This is a genomic window from Lysinibacillus sp. GbtcB16, from assembly GCF_019091145.1.
Taxonomy (GTDB): domain Bacteria; phylum Bacillota; class Bacilli; order Bacillales_A; family Planococcaceae; genus Lysinibacillus; species Lysinibacillus fusiformis.
The window spans coordinates 2,092,377-2,109,031 of the sequence record NZ_JAGXJV010000001.1 but is presented as its reverse complement, the minus strand read 5'-3'; the positions used below and the strand labels follow the sequence as shown (position 1 = coordinate 2,109,031).

The 16,655-nt window shown below is 39.1% G+C and carries 16 protein-coding genes; 11 read left to right on the top strand and 5 right to left on the bottom strand.

The window, feature by feature from the left end; translation table 11 throughout:
- Window positions 1-20: 20 nt before the first annotated feature.
- Entirely contained in the window at window positions 21-1,289 is a 1,269-nt protein-coding gene (locus tag KVT27_RS10810) for an MFS transporter (protein ID WP_217581276.1), read from the top strand.
- Window positions 1,290-1,475: 186 nt separating this feature from the next.
- Window positions 1,476-2,264, top strand: a complete 789-nt coding sequence (locus tag KVT27_RS10805; protein WP_008178602.1) for a lipid II flippase Amj family protein — start codon at window positions 1,476-1,478, stop codon at window positions 2,262-2,264.
- Window positions 2,265-2,356: 92 nt separating this feature from the next.
- On the opposite strand, the gene KVT27_RS10800 is transcribed toward KVT27_RS10805, so the two are convergent.
- Window positions 2,357-3,238: a gluzincin family metallopeptidase gene (locus KVT27_RS10800; RefSeq protein WP_217581275.1), complete on the bottom strand. Its 882-nt coding sequence runs from the start codon at window positions 3,236-3,238 to the stop codon at window positions 2,357-2,359.
- 211 nt (window positions 3,239-3,449) lie between these two features.
- Between KVT27_RS10800 and KVT27_RS10795 the strand changes: the two genes are divergently transcribed.
- From KVT27_RS10795 to KVT27_RS10780, 4 genes are all read left to right on the top strand, one after another.
- On the top strand, window positions 3,450-4,124 hold the full coding sequence (locus KVT27_RS10795; RefSeq protein WP_036126667.1) for a response regulator transcription factor: 675 nt from the start codon (window positions 3,450-3,452) through the stop codon (window positions 4,122-4,124).
- Entirely contained in the window at window positions 4,121-5,479 is a 1,359-nt protein-coding gene (locus KVT27_RS10790) for a HAMP domain-containing sensor histidine kinase (RefSeq protein ID WP_217581274.1), read from the top strand. The genes KVT27_RS10795 and KVT27_RS10790 overlap by 4 nt, the downstream gene beginning before the upstream one ends.
- 201 nt (window positions 5,480-5,680) lie before the next feature.
- Complete coding sequence (locus KVT27_RS10785; RefSeq protein WP_217581273.1) at window positions 5,681-6,622, top strand: alpha/beta fold hydrolase; 942 nt, start codon at window positions 5,681-5,683, stop codon at window positions 6,620-6,622.
- A gap of 144 nt (window positions 6,623-6,766) precedes the next feature.
- Window positions 6,767-7,633, top strand: a complete 867-nt coding sequence (locus KVT27_RS10780) for a DMT family transporter (protein ID WP_036126659.1) — start codon at window positions 6,767-6,769, stop codon at window positions 7,631-7,633.
- A gap of 34 nt (window positions 7,634-7,667) precedes the next feature.
- Here the strand turns inward: KVT27_RS10780 and KVT27_RS10775 are convergent, their stop codons facing one another.
- On the bottom strand, window positions 7,668-8,354 hold the full coding sequence (locus KVT27_RS10775) for an ArsR/SmtB family transcription factor (protein ID WP_036126657.1): 687 nt from the start codon (window positions 8,352-8,354) through the stop codon (window positions 7,668-7,670).
- An 86-nt stretch (window positions 8,355-8,440) separates the two neighbouring features.
- Between KVT27_RS10775 and KVT27_RS10770 the strand changes: the two genes are divergently transcribed.
- From KVT27_RS10770 to KVT27_RS10755, 4 genes are all read left to right on the top strand, one after another.
- A complete protein-coding gene (locus KVT27_RS10770) occupies window positions 8,441-8,743 on the top strand; it encodes an antibiotic biosynthesis monooxygenase family protein (protein WP_036148826.1) in 303 nt (100 codons plus the stop codon).
- Between the two features lie 35 nt (window positions 8,744-8,778).
- Window positions 8,779-9,609, top strand: a complete 831-nt coding sequence (locus tag KVT27_RS10765; RefSeq protein ID WP_036148824.1) for a CbrC family protein — start codon at window positions 8,779-8,781, stop codon at window positions 9,607-9,609.
- Window positions 9,610-9,636: 27 nt separating this feature from the next.
- Complete coding sequence (locus KVT27_RS10760; RefSeq protein ID WP_036148821.1) at window positions 9,637-10,749, top strand: PA2928 family protein; 1,113 nt, start codon at window positions 9,637-9,639, stop codon at window positions 10,747-10,749.
- 111 nt (window positions 10,750-10,860) lie between these two features.
- Window positions 10,861-11,148, top strand: a complete 288-nt coding sequence (locus KVT27_RS10755; protein ID WP_036148819.1) for a hypothetical protein — start codon at window positions 10,861-10,863, stop codon at window positions 11,146-11,148.
- A 90-nt stretch (window positions 11,149-11,238) separates the two neighbouring features.
- Here KVT27_RS10755 and KVT27_RS10750 read toward each other — a convergent pair whose 3' ends face one another.
- Genes KVT27_RS10750 through fdhF form a run of 3 tightly spaced genes read right to left on the bottom strand, consistent with a single transcriptional unit; the run spans window position 11,239 to window position 15,717 of the window.
- Window positions 11,239-12,285 carry an Mrp/NBP35 family ATP-binding protein gene (locus KVT27_RS10750; RefSeq protein WP_036148816.1) on the bottom strand — a complete coding sequence of 349 codons (1,047 nt, stop codon included), beginning with the start codon at window positions 12,283-12,285 and terminating at the stop codon, window positions 11,239-11,241.
- An 11-nt stretch (window positions 12,286-12,296) separates the two neighbouring features.
- On the bottom strand, window positions 12,297-12,776 hold the full coding sequence (locus KVT27_RS10745; RefSeq protein ID WP_036148814.1) for a helical membrane plugin domain-containing protein: 480 nt from the start codon (window positions 12,774-12,776) through the stop codon (window positions 12,297-12,299).
- A gap of 4 nt (window positions 12,777-12,780) precedes the next feature.
- Entirely contained in the window at window positions 12,781-15,717 is a 2,937-nt protein-coding gene (gene fdhF, locus KVT27_RS10740; protein ID WP_036126645.1) for a formate dehydrogenase subunit alpha, read from the bottom strand.
- A 579-nt stretch (window positions 15,718-16,296) separates the two neighbouring features.
- Between fdhF and KVT27_RS10735 the strand changes: the two genes are divergently transcribed.
- On the top strand, window positions 16,297-16,644 hold the full coding sequence (locus KVT27_RS10735; RefSeq protein WP_031416179.1) for a Na-translocating system protein MpsC family protein: 348 nt from the start codon (window positions 16,297-16,299) through the stop codon (window positions 16,642-16,644).
- Window positions 16,645-16,655 lie beyond the last annotated feature (11 nt).

The following is a 16,655-nucleotide window of genomic DNA, read 5'->3' as shown; positions in this document are numbered from 1 at the left end:
TTAGAAAGAGGGGGTAAAGGATGTCTGGAAAAGTGGAAGTTACGATAGAATCATATATAGAGTCACCAGAAAAACTAAAAAGCTTATATAGGCGTGTACTACTAGTAGTGAGCCTTTCTCAAATATTTGGGGGAGCAGGGCTAGCGGCTGGTATTACAGTAGGCGCTTTATTAGCCCAACAAATGCTTGGAACCGATGCTTATGCAGGGGTACCATCCGCATTATTTACGTTAGGGTCTGCTGGTGCGGCTTTCATTGTTGGTAAATTATCACAACGTCATGGCCGCCGAACAGGATTATCTACTGGCTTTATTGTTGGGGGGTTAGGAGCCATTGGAGTCGTCATGGCTGCGATATTTAATAGTGTAATTATGCTGTTTCTCTCTCTATTAATCTATGGAGCAGGAACTGCAACCAATTTACAGGCACGATACGCAGGTACAGACTTAGCGAATGACAAACAACGTGCTACAGCTATTAGTACGACTATGCTTATGACAACTTTCGGCGCAGTTTTAGGTCCCAATTTAGTAGAATTGATGGGAAAAGTGGCGCTATCGATGGGTATCCCCGCACTTGCTGGACCTTTTCTATTATCTGCTGCCGCTTTTATAGTAGCAGGATTTGTTCTATTCGTGTTGCTGCGTCCTGATCCCTTAGAAATCGCTAAAGGAATAGAGGCGCATAAGCAAAAATTTGCTCAAGAACATCAAGTACAGAAAACACATCCAATGGGGAATAAGCGTGGCTTAGCGGTAGGGGCAACCGTAATGGTTTTAACACAAATTGTCATGGTAGCGATTATGACGATGACACCCGTACATATGAAACATCATGGACATGGTTTATCGGAAGTAGGTATTGTTATTGGATTTCATGTAGGTGCTATGTATCTGCCATCGCTTGTAACAGGCATTCTTGTTGATAAAGTTGGACGAACAGCCATGAGTATTGCCGCTGGTGTTACGTTGCTACTAGCGGGTTTATTAGCGGCATTCGCTCCAAGCGATTCGATGATTTTATTAATAGTAGCACTTTCTTTACTAGGGTTAGGCTGGAACTTCGGTTTAATTAGTGGTACCGCACAAATCGTTGATGCGACCGAGCCATCTACAAGAGCTAAAACACAAGGAAAAATGGATGTATTTGTGGCATTGGCAGGGGCATCTGGTGGTGCTCTTTCAGGAATGGTCGTAGCGAATGCTAGTTATGCGGCATTGTCCTTAGCAGGAGGGCTATTGTCGTTACTGCTCATTCCCGTAGTGATTTGGTCTAGAAGAGCAGTTTAAATAATGAGAGAAGGAGAATGGAACTAAACGAGTACTCCTTTCTCCTAATGAAAAAAATCTTACCCTTTCATTTGTAGGGTAAGATTTTCTATCGGAACTATTTTGATTGTTTTGCGTCAGTATGTAAAATCGTTAGAAAGCAAAGAGTAGGTACACAGTGTGGAGTTAATAACAAATAAATTGATAATGATTGCCTTGTTTATTTTAATCATTCATGCCATTGAAACGCTTGCCTATGCGGTACGTTTATCTGGAGCGCGTGTCAGATTACTAGCATCTGCTTTAGCTCTTTTTAATGTAATGGTCATGGTTTCACGGCTTGCTAATATGATGCAACAGCCATTTACGGGTAGTTTGGTCGATACTGCACCTGTGGACGATGCCTTGACACATGTAGAACAGCAGTTTCGAATAATTATTGGAGCGGCATCACTTGGTACACTCATAGGTATCTTACTCATCCCAACTTTCGTAGCCATTTTTTCAAGAGCTATCGTCCATTTGGCTGAGGAAAGGGGCTCCATCCCAGCATTAATGAAAAAGGGTTTTACGTATGAATATGTAAGACGTGGCTTGAAGCATATTCATAAGCCCCGCTTTACCTATTTAAAAGATATTGGATTACGAGATATCCCTCTACAATTATTTATTACGAATATCGTCATTACGGCAATCTATACCATCGGCGTTTTATCTGCTTTGTATGCAACTTTATTAGTACCGGAATTAAAAACAACTGCCGTTATGGCATCTGGTTTAATTAATGGCATAGCGACCATTCTGTTAATTTTATTCATTGACCCAAAAATCTCCATTCTGGCCGATGATGTAATTAATAAAAGGGGAAGCTATTTAGATTTAAAAAAAGCCTCGGTCATGATGATGTTTTCAAGATTTTTAGGGACGATTGTGGCACAGTTATTATTCATTCCTGGAGCGCATTATGTGGCATGGTTTGCCAAGCTAATTGCCTAATTGAAGTTGAGAGCATGTATAGGCAAAAAGGAAAGATCTAAGTCCGGTATGTTGCGAACTTAGATCTTTTGTGCTGAACGTAGGGCTCTTTACTACTTTTCAAAATATGTAGGATCAAGCTGGAGAATAATTGTATTTTTATCATAGAAATCAGGCGATTTAAACTTTTCTTCATAGGTAAACCCCTTTTGATTATTAATAAAGGCTAACCAATCCATTTCAATTTCATGAACTCCTTTTCCGTATACTTCTTCTATTTTATTTGCCAAGTCCTTCTTATCGTATATGTTTTCAAATTTTTCGAGTCCATAGGTATCAATTAAATATTTAACAAATGAAGCTGCGTGAATATAGCTCATCCATCTAAGTGTATTCAACTCATTTAGATTTGTAAGATTTGGGCGGAAATAGGCATCGTCTTGATATGGATCTATTAATTTGCTAATGGGAATTAATTTATCTGAATCCATAAAATACTTCATATACTTTTCGATATCATATTCACTTTTACTAAATTGTTCGTCCATATAGACCGCATAACCCTCTTGTGTAAAATAACCATGATCAGTATCAAAATTGCCCCCATAACCAAGTAAGGAATGTGTCATTTCATGAACAAGTGGATAATAACCTTCTTGACTGATAGCTAATTCTATTCTCGATGCAAAACCCCATGATTCAGTGTCTTCCCCATTTAGAAATACTGTTATTTGCTCAGATGGAACATAGGATGTATGGATGGATTGAATAATATCATCATAAGCCTTTCGGATTTCATCTTTTATCGTATCCACAGTTTCTTTCGGAGCCTCGATGTTATTCATAATTTTAAAGGTAACTTTACCATCTGCTGTTATCAAGATATTTTCATCCATTTTTTCTTCTTGTAGCTGCTCTTTAGGAACTACATTCTCCTGAGAGCAGGCTGCTAATAAGCATATAAAGATAAGGGAAAAGCCTCTAATTTTAAACATATGACCTCCGGAAAAATCAGTATTTTCTAATAAATACGAGCCAGAAAACCAAAAGTTTCATTTTATGTAAAAATAAAAGAAATTAGGGAAGGGTGTTCTTTTTCTTAATGTAAGTTTTTCTCTTAGAAAGGAGAGTCATGTAGGCGAGAAGTGACGTTCATTTATAGTATAATAGGGTTGACTTTTATATTGGAAAAGAGGGAACGGATGTATGACGACTATACTTGTTGCTGACGACGATGCGAATATTCGCGAGCTTGTATGCCTGTTTCTGCGCAAGGAAGGATTCACAACAGTGGAAGCCGAAGATGGAAAGGAAGCATTATCCATCTATCACTCAACACCTGTTGATCTCGTAGTGCTTGATATTATGATGCCAACGATGGATGGTTGGACTTTATGTAAGGAGCTACGGAGAGCAAATGCTGAAATCCCATTACTTATGCTGACGGCAAGAGGTGAAACATGGGAAAAAGTCAAAGGCTTTGAGCTCGGTACAGATGATTATTTGACCAAACCATTCGATCCTTTAGAATTGACGGTACGTGTAAAGGCTTTATTAAAGCGCTACAGGATTGGCTACTCGCAGACCATTAAGCTCGGTGCTATTACCCTTGACCGTCAGACCTATAAAATTATGACAAGAACGGATTCGATTACGTTGCCACTGAAAGAGTTCGAATTATTATATAAACTAGCCGAAACGCCTGGACAGGTTTATACACGTGAACAGCTGATCGATCAAATCTGGGGAATCGATTATGCTGGCGATAATCGAACAATTGATGTACATATAAAGCGCTTGCGTGAACGCTTCGCGATGATAGCTGATTTTCATATTGAGACAATACGAGGTCTTGGTTATAGGTTAGAGGTTGATGAATGATTAAATCTTTATATACACGTGTTGTGTTAACATTTCTTGTTGCGGTCATTGGGGGGACAGTCGTTTCCTTCTTCGTAGCCACATGGATATTTAAAGATAAATTGAATGAGTACTTACAAATCCCCTTGCTGAATTTTGGACAGGACATTGTCTTAATTTTTGACACAATGCCTTTTCAGGAGGCAGACAATTTACTTAGCCAAATGAATCAACTGAAATCGTATGATGTCTATGTTTATGATGAAGCAGGGAAGATGAAGGCTTATGGAGATGCTCCAAGCGATAAATTAGTTGACGTGACTAAGACGCAAGTTCGAGACGTGTTGGATGGTAAAGTTGTGCAAGTGAATCCGAACGTTTCTTCAGGACTTGTCGGTATGCCTTTAACAACTGACAAAGGAACCAAAGCGATGTTTATCGAACCAAAAGCTGTCTCCTCTGCCTCTTTTGCGCTCACGGTAATTTTAAATTTTTCCACATATGCGCTAGTTATAGGCAGTGTAGTATTTCTAATAGCGGCTATGTTTTTAGTGAGACCGATTAAAAAATTAACAAAAGCCACGAGACATATAGCAGGTGGAGATTTTAATGTCGAGCTCAACATTAAACAATCAGGAGAATTAGGTGTTTTGGCCAGAAGCTTTGAAGAAATGGCTTACGATTTGCAGCAATTAGAGCAAATGAGGAAAGAATTCGTCTCGAACGTATCCCATGAGGTTCAGTCACCCCTTACCTCGATATCTGGCTATGCTCTGGCACTAAAGCAAGTAGACTTAACGGATGAGGAAAAAAACCGTTATCTGGATATTATTATGGCTGAAGCTCAACGAATGTCTAAAATGAGTGATAGCCTACTAAAACTAAGTTTACTTGAGTCCAAGGCACCGCCGATGCAGCCTGTGTCGTTGAGCCTAGATGAACAAATTAGACGTGTAATCGTCGCGATCCAGCCACAATGGATGGCTAAAAACATCCATTTTAACCTTCAGTTGCAGTCGATGTATGTCATGGCGGATTATGATCAATTAAATCAGGTTTGGACAAATCTTCTTACGAATAGTATTAAATTTTCAAAGGATGGCGACACGATAAAGATTAGCATGTCACAAGACGCTCAACATGTGTTAGTTCGCATAACAGATACAGGCATTGGCATTTCTCAAGAGGATCAGAAGCGGGTATTCGAGCGATTTTTTAAGGCGGATCGTTCCCACAGTCCAAAATATGAAGGAAGTGGGATGGGACTTGCTATTGTGAAACAAATCGTTTCCTTGCATAAAGGGGACGTTCGGGTGGAGAGTGAGCTTGGACAAGGAACGACATTTATTGTTACATTGCCAATCACAGCCCATTAAAAGATAAATGTTAGGATTCCTATGTAGCTATTCACATAGGATATCGTAACATTTTTTTATTGTTCATATTGCGTTCATATTACCGTCATTGGGAAGACATCTTCGTCCTTTACACTGTTGCTAACGGCTCATAAGGTAGCTGTTAACAACAGTGTAAAGGAGGCAGGCACGAGTAAAGGTGAACCCCCTCGTGCGTCAAACATGAAAAAATTTACTAGAATCTTATTGAAATCGATAGCGATTATAGGTGCAATAGGAGTGCTACTACTCGCTATTGTTTTTACGGTCAACATTATTTGCAACAAAATAGAACAAGGTAAAATAGAACCCTATGGTCAGCTCGTTGCTGTAAATGGAGAAAATATGAATATTACTATTCAAGGGGAGGGGGCAGAAACCATTGTTTTACTACCAGGCTTTGGAACAGCAGCTCCAACGCTTGATTTTCAGCCACTGATTGAAGAACTTGCTCCACACTATAAGGTAGTTTCTGTAGAGCCTTTTGGCTATGGGCTAAGCGATGATACGAAGAAAGAGCGCAGCACGAAGAATATAGTTAGTGAGATTCATGAAGCACTACAGACATTAAAAATTGACAAGTATATGTTAATGGGACATTCGATAGCAGGGATCTATGGACTCGATTATGTCAATAAATATCCGGATGAGGTAACGGCATTTATCGGAATTGATAGCAGTGTCCCTACTCAGGGTGGTATGGATACGGAGTTCCCAATTAAGTCATTACAACTTCTCAAAAAATCTGGAATCGCTAGAGTGGCTCTAAAACTATCAGGTAGTGATCCGTATGATGGATTACCCTATGATGATGAAACAAAAGAACAAATAAGGATGATTACACTCAAAAACTTTTATAATTCGAGTACTTCCAATGAATTAACGGGTTTATATCAAAAATTTAAAGAAGCAGAAAACCTTACATTCCCTAAGGATTTACCTCTTTTGTTATTTGTTCAGGCGAACAACAATGATGGAATTGAGAAAAACTGGATACCACTCCATGAAGAGCAAGTCAAAAATTCAGTGCATGGCAAAGTCATTATAATGGATGGAGATCATTACTTACACCATACAAAATCACGAGAAATTGCTGAAAACTTGAAGATATTTATGGGAAATTGATATTTATAGCATCTTACCTCTTAGTTATTAGAGGTAAGATTTTTTATTACATGCTTTTTTTGTAATCCATACTTCGATAAATGTTGAATTACTTCCTGTTTATAATCGATATAAAGTGATTAAATCAGGTAAGGAGAAATTTGTATGAAAAACTATCAATTTATTGCACTATTAGTAGTTACGACCTTTTTAATGGGTTCATCTTTCGCCGTTGTAAAATTAGGGTACCCTTATTCATCCCCTTTATTATTGGCTGCCCTGCGATTTATACTGGCAGGAATCATCATGGCTATCATCGTTATCCTCTTGAAAAGACCGCATCCAACTACAAGAAAAGAGTGGGGAAAGTTATTAATTATTGGCGGATTTCAAACGGCGGGAGTGATGGGGTGTATTTTTCTAAGTCTACGTACCATTTCAGCAAGTGAGTCCTCTATATTAACATTTACAAACCCATTACTAGTTGTCATATTTGCCACTATTTTTACTAAAACACGTTACGGTTTTCATCAATGGATAGGAGTTTTTCTTGGTTTAATCGGTGTGATCATCACGATGGGTGCTCAGGTTGAATGGAAAATAGGACTTCTATTTGGATTTTTATCGGCTGTTTTTTGGGCAATTGCCACATTATTAGCGAAAGAATGGGGTGCGTTATTTGATACTTGGGTTTTATCAGCCTATCAAATGCTGTTTGGGGGCTTGCTTCTTTTGCTAGCGAGTACATTATTAGAGCAATCGTTTTTTATTGTCAATCGATCATCATTGCTGATTTTATTATGGCTTAGCGTCTTTTCCTCCATCATCCAATTTGCAGGCTGGTATTATTTACTGCAAAATAGTGACCCTGGTAAAACAAGTGCCTATTTATTTTTAGCGCCTTTTTTTGGCGTGTTAACAGGCTGGCTATTGTTAGATGAACCCTTACAACCATCTTTCATGGGAGGGGGATTATTCATACTAGTAGGAATTTACCTAGTCAATCGTACGTTTAGTCGAAAAAAGACTTGAGGTCATAACATGTTGCCTCAAGTCCCATACTTGTTTACATCTCTAGTTGAAATACGTCTTTCAACCCAATTTTACCTTTCTCTGTCACCTGAATGGCTCGAATAGAAGGGACACGAGTAAGCCAGCCAAGCTGGAATAAATGATTGAATAGCTCACTACCAAGAGCACCAGCCAGATGATAACGCCTTTCACTCCAATCTAAACAGGCGTGTGAGAAGGATCTTCTTTTCTTTTTTAATGCAGGTAAATCGATACCAAATGATGTGAAAAATAATGTGCCTTCATCTGTTAAAACAAACTGCTTTTCTTCTAATTTTAAATAGCCCGCTCGCATCATCGATTCTGTCAAATGAACGCCTAATTTACCAGCCAGATGGTCATAGCAAGTTCGAGCCTCCTGCAATAATTTTATTTGGCTAGATTGTTTTAACGAGCGTATTTCAGGAGGCGGTGAAATGGCTAGGAAGGATTCAAGAAATTGAGCAACTTCCTCGTCTGCTAATTGAAAATAGCGATGTCTACCCTGTTTTTCCACCTTTATTAGTTTTCCTTCTACTAATTTAGCTAGATGGAAGCTAGCCGTTTGAGGTTTAATGGCGGCCATATAGGCTAATTCACTAGCCGTATGGAAACGACCATCCATCATACTAGCGAGCATTGTAGCTCTTGAAGTTTCACCGAGGAGCGCTGCGACTTCAGCCATATTTGGATTAATTCCCATATGTCACAATCCTTTCGTTTACTATATTTTGATTTTAGTCAAAGTCATTATCGTTTACAATAAAAGTTATAGAGGGGGAGAAAAAAATGGAAACATATTATGCAGTGATCTTTACATCACAAAGAACCGAACATGATGGAGAGGGTTATGGTAAGATGGCCAAAATAATAGATGCTTTAGCCAAGCAACAGCCTGGCTTCCTACGTGTTGAAAGTGTAAGGGAGGAGGAAGGGAAGGGCATTACCGTATCCTATTGGGAATCACTAGAGGCCATTCAAGCTTGGAAAGCCAATGCCAAGCATTTAACGGCTCAGCAATTAGGAAAAGAGAAATGGTACACACATTATCATGTTGAAATTTGCCAAGTCATGAAAGAGTATTCTTTTTAATAGTAAAATTAGGTAAACGAAGGAGGCAGATTTTGATGACAATTGCTGAAGAATGGCAAGAGCTTAGAAATAATTTCAATCCTTCTCAACCAATAACGGTTAACCGGATGCATATTTTTAAAGAGCAATTAAAGAAAGAGCCACAAACGCAAGAAACATTGAGAATACTAGTCGAGGTCTATTGTCTACTAAGGATGTATCCAGAGGCGTATCAACTATTTACAGCTATTATGAATAATAAAGAGAAAAAAGATCGGAAAAAATTTGGAACGCTACAAACCTACATAAATCAACCAAATTCGCTGGTTCCGTTGATGCCACAAAAAATACGAGATCAACGGCCTATCCAAACGGTCATCCCTAAGTTTAAATACTTACCAAAGCCATTAGAAGCGAAAATTTTTGAAACAGATGACATCGTTGTATGCGATTGTTGTCAGCAGGAAGTGGATGTCTATTATACAGGTGGTATTTACGCGATAGAGGATGTTGATTATCTTTGTCCTTCTTGTATTCATAGTGGAGAAGCTGCCCAAAAATATGATGGTTCATACCAGCAAGATTTAATTCATGATGAACAGATTACAAATCCGACATTCGCAGAGGAAGTACTGTATCGAACGCCAGGTTATGTGAGCTGGCAAGGGAATAATTGGGTAGCCCATTGTTCAGATTACTGTGCATTTATTGGCTATGTTGGTTGGAGTGAGATGGTGGAGCTAGCCATAGACGATCAGTTTGACAATTATACGGGCTTTTCGCTAGAAGAGCTTTCTGCCTCCTTGATGAACAATGGGCATCATCAGGGGTATTTATTTCAATGCCTGGAATGTGACCGTTATGTGCTTTATTCAGATTTTAGCTAATGGTTGTTTGGTAGAGGAGGTAGTAAAGTGGAACAATTTCTACAACGGTACATGTATTCTTGGCGCTTAAACGGCTGGCTTGTTCACGATATTTTTTTAGGGGTTATCTTTGGACTGGGATTGTTACTATTATTATTTATAGCTATTAAACGGAAGCGTCTTATTATTTCTATCAGCTTGCTCATCGTTTATATAGTAGTAAGTAATGCACTAATGATCGTTTTCGGTTTAGCAGGACGAAGCTTTCCGATCAAATCAGACTCCTCTATTTATATAGATGAATCACAAAAAATAGCTGTCCAAATGGTGCAGGGCTCTGAAAATAATGGAACATCCAATGGCATAACACACTTGATTTCACATTATCTTATTGTAGCTGTGAATTTGGAGACAGGTGAAAAGCAATGGACAAAATCGGCTTCTTATAAAGAAACGCTTATTGGAAACTTTATGGATGGCTTGCTTATTCACCATAGAGATGGTGAATATGGGCAATTGTCACTTTTAGATATAGAAACGGGAAAAGAAATTCTTTCTGAAAAGGAATTTCGGCAGCAGCACCAGCCATTAATAGATATTTTAAGCAATAGTGCGCAGCAGCTGATAGCTTTACAAAACAAACTTTATTTAGAAGGCGTAGATGGTCATTTTTATCATTATGATGGTAAGACTTTAAACAAAGATGACAATGCCAAAAATTATATAGCTGCTCGTTTCTTTATTGAGTCGGATTTGCCGGGTTATTTTGCTACGCATCAGCAGCCTTTAGATGATTATGAGGAGATTCAAGATTTTAGTCACCAGGTGTTGTCAGAGCCTGCTATACGAAACTATCAAAATTTAGAGCCAAAAGTGATGGATGTAGATTTAGCCAACGGCACTGCCCTCGTTTCATATCGACGGACTCAGCGAGAGAATGCAGATCATATGCTCGTGCTGTACGATATGAAGAAGCATCAATTGCTTTGGGAAGAGAAGATTGGTGCCATTAATTCCTATCAACAGCAGCCTCAAGTACGAACAGTGGAGAAGGGCTATATCATCCAAACAGGGGATCAGCTTTTATTCTTAGATAAACATTCAAGGGATAGAGTTGTTCAATATCACCTACGTTGGAATCGACCAATTGATGAAATGTAAATGACAGAGGGATGAAATATGATTTAGCTCAGGAAAGCATTATTCGTTTCTCATAAAAAAGAGTATAATTTAATAGGAAGAAACTCTGTAAAATAAGGATGGAGTAAGCTAATGAATGAGCAAATAATAGATTGGATTATTCGCTTTCAAAGGGATAAAGATATCGAAGCTCTCGCGCATTTAAAAGACTATTGCTTTACGATGATTGAACCTTTGATTGAGGAATTTACAGAGAAGCATGGTGAAGAGGCGGGACAGTTATTACGATTAAAATGGGATAAACGATTTTATTTTATTTTTACAAAATATCAGGTGAATGTAGGGCTCCCATTAGATACTTTTGTCCAAAATACGTATCGTTTTTATTTCATGCAAGTATTAAAAAAGGCTGGCCATTAGTGATCCGTTAAATTCGGTGAATGCTTGAAAAAAATAACAGGGAAAAATAAAATCCCTTGATTTGTGTATAAGCAAATCAAGGGATTCTTTTTATTGATAGAGTATATCTTCTGCTAGGTGAGTAAACACTTCACCAATAATTGTATCTGCATCGTATACGGAGGAGCCTGTATTTTCTTCAGGCTGAGCAAAAGGAATATGTGCTAAAACATTAGTTTGCAGTAATTCGGCTAATTGCTCAGCTCCACCTTGTCCAAAAAGATAGTTTTTTTGACCATCTGTCCCTTCAAAATAGGCCATATTTTCAACGACACCAAGTATGGTGTGCTTGGTATGTTGAGCCATTAAACCTGCTCGGGAAGCGACGTGAGATGCAGCAAGATGCGGTGTTGTGACAATCACTTCCTGTGCTTGAGGAATCATCGCCGCCATATCAATTGCCACATCGCCTGTACCGGGTGGCAAATCGATGAGAAGATAATCTAATTCTCCCCAATGGGTGTTGACCAGGAAATTTCGAATCCATTTATTGAGCATAGGTCCACGCCACATGACAGGCTGGTTGTCATTTGTAAAAAAGCCCATCGACATGATTTTGACGCCATGAACCATCACGGGAATAGCAGTTTGGTCCAGCATGGTCGGTTTTTGGTCAACATTCATCATCGTTGGTATACTGAAGCCGTAAATATCTGCATCTAAAATACCGACACGTTTCCCAAGACGAGCAAGAGCAACAGCTAGGTTGATCGTTACGGTAGACTTTCCAACACCACCTTTACCACTAGTTACTGCAATAAATCGAACACCTGAATGGGGCAATAGCATTTTTGGCATCCCTTTATCTGTCACATTTTTCGCTTGTAGAGAGGCGGTTAAGGTGTGACGTTCCTGTTCAGTCATTGCCCCAAAGCTAATGATAACAGGGGAGACACCAATCGCTTTTAATGCCCCCTCCACATCCTGCTGAATTTTTGCTTTTAAAGGGCAGCCAGCAATAGTCAAAATGATATCAAGCGATACTTGTGTACCATTGATTTGAATATTACGCACCATATTTAAGTCTATAATACTTTGGTGAAGCTCTGGATCTTCTACCTGTTTCAAGGCGTTTAGTATATTTTCTTTCGTTAACATGTAGGCACCACCTAATCTTTTAAGCCTTTACCAAGTCCTTTTAAGAAATGGACACCGAAATTGAGTGCACGATTAACATCTGGATCATTTAACATTTTAACTAGCTTAAAAGCACTTACTTTTTCATCAGTTTCTAGAGCTTTGTTCGCTTCGTCTACCCCAGCATTTAAGCCTTCAATAAGTTTTGTTGTTGTTTCAGGATTTAGCTCTGTCAAGGCTCCTGCAACACCCATCAAATTATTAATGATATTCGTCACAGGCTTTCGTGTTAATTGTGCAAGTGCTATATGCGCAACATCCTCTTTCGCTTCAAGTAACTTAGTAGCGGCTTCTAATGCACCAATATCATTTAATTCTGCCATAATGGTAAATACTTGCTGAACTGCATCTTCATGATCAGAAAGTAGTTGTTTTAGATTATCTAATTTTTGTTCTTTTAGTTGTTCTTCCGTAAATTGTTGCTTTTTTATGCTTGTAATCGGGACAGCCATACTCTCACTCTCTTTCGTTGGTAGTTGTTAAGTGAACGTAGCCAGGACGATTCCATTTCCGTTGTACCTCGACGCCATTTTGAGGGTGGCGCTTTTTATAGCGTGGGTTTGTTCGAGGAAGTGGTGATTTTCCTTTTGCTTTTAACACTTCTACTCGAACTTTCGTTTGTTTATAGGCAGGTGTTGACGTATTCACATCTGCGGCTGGACCCGTTAGGAAATTAATTGCGGAATCCTTGCTAACAGAGTTCATTGGTAAGAATAGCTCGTTACCTTGCACGCGATCTGTAACAAGAGCATTTAGCTTTAAAGCACCATATGGCGATACTAAACGGAGTAGGGCTCCATCCTCAATGCCTCGTTCTTTCGCTAGTTCGGGTGATACTTCTACAAAAATCTCTGGAACTTTTGATTGGATACCCTTTGATTTATTCGTTAAGTTGCCTTCATGGAAGTGTTCAAGCATACGTCCGTTATTAATATGGCAATCATACTGTGCCTCAAATTCAACTGGTTCCATCCAGTCATTTAATGCAAAGCGTGCCTTTTTATCAGGAAAGTTAAATCCATCCTCATATAGTAAAGGAGTATCTTTCCCATCATGACTACCCCAGCAGAAGCTACCCCAGCCCTCTAATACATCATAGTTGGCTTGTGAGAAAAGGGGAGAAAGGCTAGCCATTTCGTCGAAGATGTCGCTTGGGTGATTGTAATGCCAGTCAGCACCAAGACGACGAGCAACTGCCTGTAGAATTTCCCAATCTGCCTTCGATTCACCAAGTGTCGGCAAAACCTGATAGAGACGTTGAACGCGACGCTCTGTATTAGTGAATGTACCCTCTTTTTCAAGGGAAGGAGCAGCTGGTAAAATGACATCCGCATACTGTGCCGTGCGTGATAGGAAACAATCTTGGACCACAAAGAAGTCTAATTGGGATAGCACCTCATCTACATGGTTCGCATTGCAGTCGACAAGCGCCATATCTTCACCTACTAAATACATCGCTTTCATTTTACCTTCCATAATCGCATCTAACATTTGCATATTGTTACGACCTGGCTGTGGTTGAATATTGACACCATATGCTTTTTCAAATTTAGCACGGGCTTCATCATCTGTTACTTTTTGATAGCCTGGCAATAGATTTGGTAGTGTACCCATATCACATGCGCCTTGAACATTATTATGACCGCGAAGAGGGTAGGCACCTGCACCTGGACGACGGTAGTTACCAGTTGCTAAAAGTAAATTAGAAATGGCAGCCGATGTATAAGAACCACCTGTATTTTGTGTGACGCCCATACCCCAAAGAACGCAAGTGCCGTCTGCGTCACGAATCATTTCTGCTACCTGAATGATAGTTTCTTTAGAAATACCAGTCATTTCTTGTGCATAATCAAGTGTATATTTTTCAAGAACTTGTTTGAAATCATCCAAGTGTAGGACATTTTCCTGAATGAAGGCTTCATCATGCCATCCCTGATCCATCATATACTTGGTTACAGCCATTAACCATACTTGGTCAGTACCTTGCTTCGGACGCATAAATATGTCTGAACGCTCAGCCATTTCATGTTTACGTATATCGGCAACAATCAGTTTCTGACCATGTAATTTATGGGCACGTTTGACACGAGTAGCCAAAACGGGATGACCCTCAGCCGGATTAGCCCCAATAATAATGACAAGACCTGCCTTGGCAATATCTTTAATTGTTCCTGCATCGCCACCCATACCTACAGTGCGCAATAAACCGTCCGTCGCTGGTGATTGGCAATAGCGGGAGCAATTATCAACATCATTTGTCTTAAACAATTGACGTGCCATTTTTTGAATTAAGTAATTTTCTTCGTTGGTAATTTTAGATGATGAGATAAAGCCAACAGAGCCAGGGCCATATTGTTGTTGAATGCCCCCCAGCTTAGTAGCAATTAAATCAAGTGCTTCCTCCCAAGAAGATTCCACGAAGGCATCGTCTTTACGGATTAAAGGCTTTGTTATACGTTCTTCAGAGTTGATAAAGTCCCAACCGAATTTCCCTTTGACACAAGTAGAAATGGCATTTACAGGACCATCGGAAGGTTGTACTTTTAAAATTTTACGATCTTTTGTCCACACTTCGAACGAGCAGCCTACACCGCAGAAGGTACAAACTGTTTTTGTCTTTTTCGTCCGTTTACTACGCATCGCTGCTTCCACCTCAGAAACAGCAAAGATACCACTATAGCCGGGCTCAACTTCTTTTATCAAACTGATCATTGGATCTAACATATCCTGTTTAAGACCGGTCATAAATCCAGCCTCTCCAAGCATGGATTTTTCCATTAACGCATTACATGGGCAAACGGTTACACATTGACCGCAGCTGACACAGGAAGAATCATTAATCGCAACACCCGTATCCCAAATTACGCGAGGTCTTTCTGCCTCCCAATCCAAAGATAGCGTTTCATTCACCTGTAAACTTTGACAAACCTCTACACATTGTCCACATGCGATACATTGGTTTGGATCATATCGATAAAATGGGTGTGACATGTCCACTTCATGTGGCTCCACTTTTGGTTTGTATGGATATTTTTGATGCTCGATTTCCATTAACTCGGCTGTGTTGTGTAAAGTACAATTCCCATTGTTATTATCACAAACTGTACAATACAATAAATGATTTTCAAGAAGACGATCCATCGCTTCCGTTTGTGCCGCCTTTGCTTTGTCAGAAGTTAATAATATATCCATGCCATCAACTGCCTTCGTCGAGCATGACCGAACTAATTGGCCGTTCACCTCAACGATACATGTATCACAAGTCTCGATTGGATCAACGGTAGGTACATGACAAATTTGCGGATGTGGGATGTCATGTTGATTAATGGTATCAAGGATTGTAGCTCCTTCTTTTACATCGTACGTTACGCCATTAATATGAATTTGAGTCAAGGTAACTTCCTCCTTTTACACTATGAGACTACTCGGACAACCTGTTACGGCTTAAGACAAAAGGGAATTACATTGCGAGTTTTTATAAATGATGGAAAGATTGTCTTGTTATCATTGTAATTCCCAAATGGCCTTGAAGCTACCTCAAAATAGGGTAATTGTTAGAACATAACAAGTTATCCATGTCCCGGATTAAAAAATAAAAAAATCCACCATGAAATGGCACGTCCAAGACATGCTAATACATTCATGGTGGATAAAATTCTTAGCAGGCCTTGCTAAAAACTCAATCAGCTTTATTTTTTGGTCATAATAGAATTCAAATATTCATAAACACTATGCGATTTCTAAGTAGATGCGACATAGGGATCAAAATACATAAATTCCATTTGTGCTATTATTATAGCCCTTTGCCGCAAAAGGAACAATATAAATCATAAATATTTTTACATGAGAATGATGATCAAAAACATTTTCCCTTTTATTTTTTTAAAAGTTACTATATGATTAACAAACTGTAAGGGTGACCCCCATAGTGATTGCCTAAAAAAGTATAATGATGATGGGAGAATCATTACGATGTCTAAAAAAGTTCATGAATTTAACGATATGATTCGTAAATTACGAAAAGAAGTTTTTGGTAAAGGTCCAGAACGTATTCATACGGTTTTTGTTGAAAATATGGCTGTCTCCACTTTATACGGGAATATAACCCCAACTGAAAAATTCATTGCGGGTTCACCCGAAGGATTGAAAATGGTTCATGCCGCAAGGACGAGCATGATTCAAGATTTATACGCACAATCGCCACCGGAGGGCATGGAAGAATTAATGGGCAGTAAATTACTCCATCTATTTTCAGATATTAAAATTGAAGAGGACTTTGCGATTTCCGTCTTTGTTTTTGAAAAGCCTATAAGTGAATAAAGGAGGAAGCC

Bases quoted from the DNA above. Each gene is read 5' to 3' on its own strand.
- KVT27_RS10795 (WP_036126667.1), top strand. From the start codon at position 3,450: ATGACGACTATACTTGTTGCTGACGACGATGCGAATATTCGCGAGCTT.
- KVT27_RS10805 (WP_008178602.1), top strand. From the start codon at position 1,476: ATGATTGCCTTGTTTATTTTAATCATTCATGCCATTGAAACGCTTGCC.
- KVT27_RS10745 (WP_036148814.1), bottom strand. From the start codon at position 12,776: ATGGCTGTCCCGATTACAAGCATAAAAAAGCAACAATTTACGGAAGAA.
- KVT27_RS10790 (WP_217581274.1), top strand. From the start codon at position 4,121: ATGATTAAATCTTTATATACACGTGTTGTGTTAACATTTCTTGTTGCG.
- KVT27_RS10770 (WP_036148826.1), top strand. From the start codon at position 8,441: ATGGAAACATATTATGCAGTGATCTTTACATCACAAAGAACCGAACAT.
- KVT27_RS10750 (WP_036148816.1), bottom strand. From the start codon at position 12,285: ATGTTAACGAAAGAAAATATACTAAACGCCTTGAAACAGGTAGAAGAT.
- KVT27_RS10735 (WP_031416179.1), top strand. From the start codon at position 16,297: ATGTCTAAAAAAGTTCATGAATTTAACGATATGATTCGTAAATTACGA.
- KVT27_RS10785 (WP_217581273.1), top strand. From the start codon at position 5,681: ATGAAAAAATTTACTAGAATCTTATTGAAATCGATAGCGATTATAGGT.
- KVT27_RS10775 (WP_036126657.1), bottom strand. From the start codon at position 8,354: ATGGGAATTAATCCAAATATGGCTGAAGTCGCAGCGCTCCTCGGTGAA.
- KVT27_RS10810 (WP_217581276.1), top strand. From the start codon at position 21: ATGTCTGGAAAAGTGGAAGTTACGATAGAATCATATATAGAGTCACCA.
- KVT27_RS10765 (WP_036148824.1), top strand. From the start codon at position 8,779: ATGACAATTGCTGAAGAATGGCAAGAGCTTAGAAATAATTTCAATCCT.
- KVT27_RS10780 (WP_036126659.1), top strand. From the start codon at position 6,767: ATGAAAAACTATCAATTTATTGCACTATTAGTAGTTACGACCTTTTTA.
- KVT27_RS10800 (WP_217581275.1), bottom strand. From the start codon at position 3,238: ATGTTTAAAATTAGAGGCTTTTCCCTTATCTTTATATGCTTATTAGCA.
- KVT27_RS10755 (WP_036148819.1), top strand. From the start codon at position 10,861: ATGAATGAGCAAATAATAGATTGGATTATTCGCTTTCAAAGGGATAAA.